Raw genomic sequence first — 2,626 nt, 5'->3', positions numbered from 1 at the left:
AGCGATGTCTGTAACCTTCGTGCTTCACCTAAAATCTGTACCTAATTAGTGGCCGTGTTAAAAAATTATGTTGGTCTTCACGATTTATCCGCAATAGAAAAAGGTGTCTCAAGAGTCCATGGACTCTTGAGACACCTTCTCATTACAATTTTATAGAATCTATTCCCGTCAGTCATTCTGAGCAGCAAAAATTTTACCGAGGGTGGTCAATAATTCAGGCATATCCATCTTCTGAGTAACCACCTCAACAAATCTCAAGACATCCGGTGATTCAGCGATATCCTTAAGGGCATCCGCAAATTCGCCTTCTGTATTCGTCTTGTAGCTTTTAAAATTCTTGTTGCCACCGAGAGCGGCCGGAATATCTGCATAGCGCCACATTTTAATATCATTGTATGAGGCTTCAGGTCCGTGGATTGAGCGTTCAACCGTATAGCCGTCATTATTGATCACGAAAATGATCGGATGAAGATTTTCGCGTAACATGGTTGAAATTTCTTGAAAAGTTAACTGAAATGCTCCATCACCAATCAGCAAAAGGTTGCGCCGCGACAGATCGGCAAGCTGCGCGCCAAGTGTCGCTGGTAATGTATAGCCGATTGATCCCCATAGGGGCTGTCCAATGTAGGTAACATTTTCTTTAAGAGGGACTGTCTGCGCACCAAAAAATGAAGTCCCTTGATCGGCAACAACCACATCGTCTTTCTGAATGAAAAGTCGAATCATTTCCCAAAAACGTTTCTGTGTCAGTGCCTGATCATCTTTCACATAGAAAGGTTCTTCTCTCTGCTGCTCTGTAACTGGGATAATATTCAGAGATTGCTCCTCACGCTTTTTCAGCATTCCTGCCAATTGTTTGAGTGATTCATCCATCGCTATTTTTGAATAAACTTCGTTCCGATAGTTGACTTCCTTAGGTGCTATGTGGATTACAGACTCTTCCTTGAAGCCTTGTGAGAAACCGCTCGTAATCGAATCAGTAAATTTAACCCCAATACTTATTATGCAGTCTGCATGATCAATCCGATTTCGCAAATAATCAGGACTTGTTTTTCCGCTATAGACACCAATAAATTGAGGATGTTCTTCATTAAAGACACCCTTCCCCATGCTCAGTGTTGCGATAGGGAACCCAGTCGCTTCCACAAAACGTTTCAATGCTTCTTCACCATGAAACCGAGAGACTTGATAATCTGCCAAAATGACTGGTGACTTTGCCTTTTCAATCACAGGGATGAGCGTTTCTAGCATTTCGCTGATCGTATTTGCTGATGCTGCAGAGTCTTCTTTAAGCAAAGGTTCCTTTGGCTGCTTCGCCGGAAGTCCATGTATATCTACCGGAAGATTGATATAAACCGGCGCCTTCTCGTACCAGCAAGTTCTTAGTACCCGGTCAATTTCTTCTGTTGCATTCTCTGCTGTCAGAGTTGTTTGAGCGGCCGTGACCTCTTTGTACATTTTCGAAAAATGATTAAACTCGCCATCACCTAATGTATGGTGAACAAGACGACCTTCTTCTGCAACCTTTGATGCAGGAGAGCCTGTAATTTTAACTACGGGCACCTGTTCAGCTCGTGAACCAGCAATTCCGTTCACTGCACTGAGTTCGCCAACGCCGAATGTTGTGACCAATGCGGCAATACCATGGATGCGCGCATAACCATCCGCAGCATAAGCCGCATTCAATTCGTTACAGTTTCCTACCCATTCAAGTGCCGGTTGCTCAATAATTGTATCAAGAAACGAAAGATTATAATCCCCAGGCACACCAAAAATGTGTCGAATGCCAAGTTCACCTAATCTGTCGACCAAATAACGCCCAATTGTGTACGTTGTACTCATTTCTTCCTATCCCCTCACTTTAAAAATTTATGAAAGAGTATTAGGTCAATACTGTTGACCTTTATAGAAAGTATAGACTGAGCGTTTTAATAAGTCAACCATATTGTCCTATTTGAAAATTATGTACGACATCGGTCCTCCTTTTATGCTATACTACTAAATCAGTACGAAAGGAGTTAGAAAAACGTGAATGAGGAAGAACAGCAGCTAAACAAGGTTCTCATGCTTTTCTATTTCGGATACCGAACCTTTACCGAGAAACCAGACCAAATCATTGAAAAGTATGGCATACAGCGTGTGCACCACCGCATTCTTTATTTTATTGCTCAAGTCCCAGGGATCACCGTGAATGACCTTCTTTCGATCCTCGAAGTTACAAAGCAAGCACTCAATGCACCGCTCAGACTCTTATCTGAAAAAAATCTGATCAAGATGGTTCAGGCAGATTACGATAAACGCTACAAACTGCTCTATCTGACGGAGCAAGGAAAGCAGCTTGAAAGTAAACTTAGCCATGTACAAAGAGAACAGATGAAGACAATCTTTGACTCTCTCGGATCAAATCATCAAAAAGCGTGGATTGATGTCATGAACGCTCTTGCAAAAGTCCGTCCAGGGCAGCAGCAATTTAATACGCAAATTAATAAACAGAGACATTGAAAAAATTAACGGATTGCTCATTTGCAGATCTATGATTCCTCTGTTTGTTGAATCATAACGGGGAACATCGACAAAGGAAGTTTCCCCTTAAAAAAGCAACATTTAATTAATAAGAAAAACCAGG

2 protein-coding genes are annotated in these 2,626 nt (G+C 41.9%); one reads left to right on the top strand and one right to left on the bottom strand.

Annotation, left to right across the window (positions count from 1 at the left end; all coding sequences use genetic code 11):
* Positions 1-168: 168 nt before the first annotated feature.
* Complete coding sequence (locus SIN01_RS14475) at positions 169-1,842, bottom strand: alpha-keto acid decarboxylase family protein (RefSeq protein ID WP_010027529.1); 1,674 nt, start codon at positions 1,840-1,842, stop codon at positions 169-171.
* A gap of 222 nt (positions 1,843-2,064) precedes the next feature.
* On the opposite strand from SIN01_RS14475, the gene SIN01_RS14470 reads away from it, so the two are divergent.
* Positions 2,065-2,502: a MarR family winged helix-turn-helix transcriptional regulator gene (locus tag SIN01_RS14470; RefSeq protein WP_047035299.1), complete on the top strand. Its 438-nt coding sequence runs from the start codon at positions 2,065-2,067 to the stop codon at positions 2,500-2,502.
* The last annotated feature ends 124 nt before the right edge of the window (positions 2,503-2,626 follow it).

Origin of the sequence: Sporolactobacillus inulinus (genome assembly GCF_006539285.1) — a bacterium.
GTDB classification, from domain to species: domain Bacteria; phylum Bacillota; class Bacilli; order Bacillales; family Sporolactobacillaceae; genus Sporolactobacillus; species Sporolactobacillus inulinus.
This window is presented reverse-complemented; position numbering and strand designations above follow the sequence as displayed.

Excerpts from the sequence above, each read along its gene's own strand:
- SIN01_RS14470 (WP_047035299.1), top strand. The coding sequence starts at position 2,065 with ATGCTTTTCTATTTCGGATACCGAACCTTTACCGAGAAACCAGACCAA.
- SIN01_RS14475 (WP_010027529.1), bottom strand. The coding sequence starts at position 1,842 with ATGAGTACAACGTACACAATTGGGCGTTATTTGGTCGACAGATTAGGT.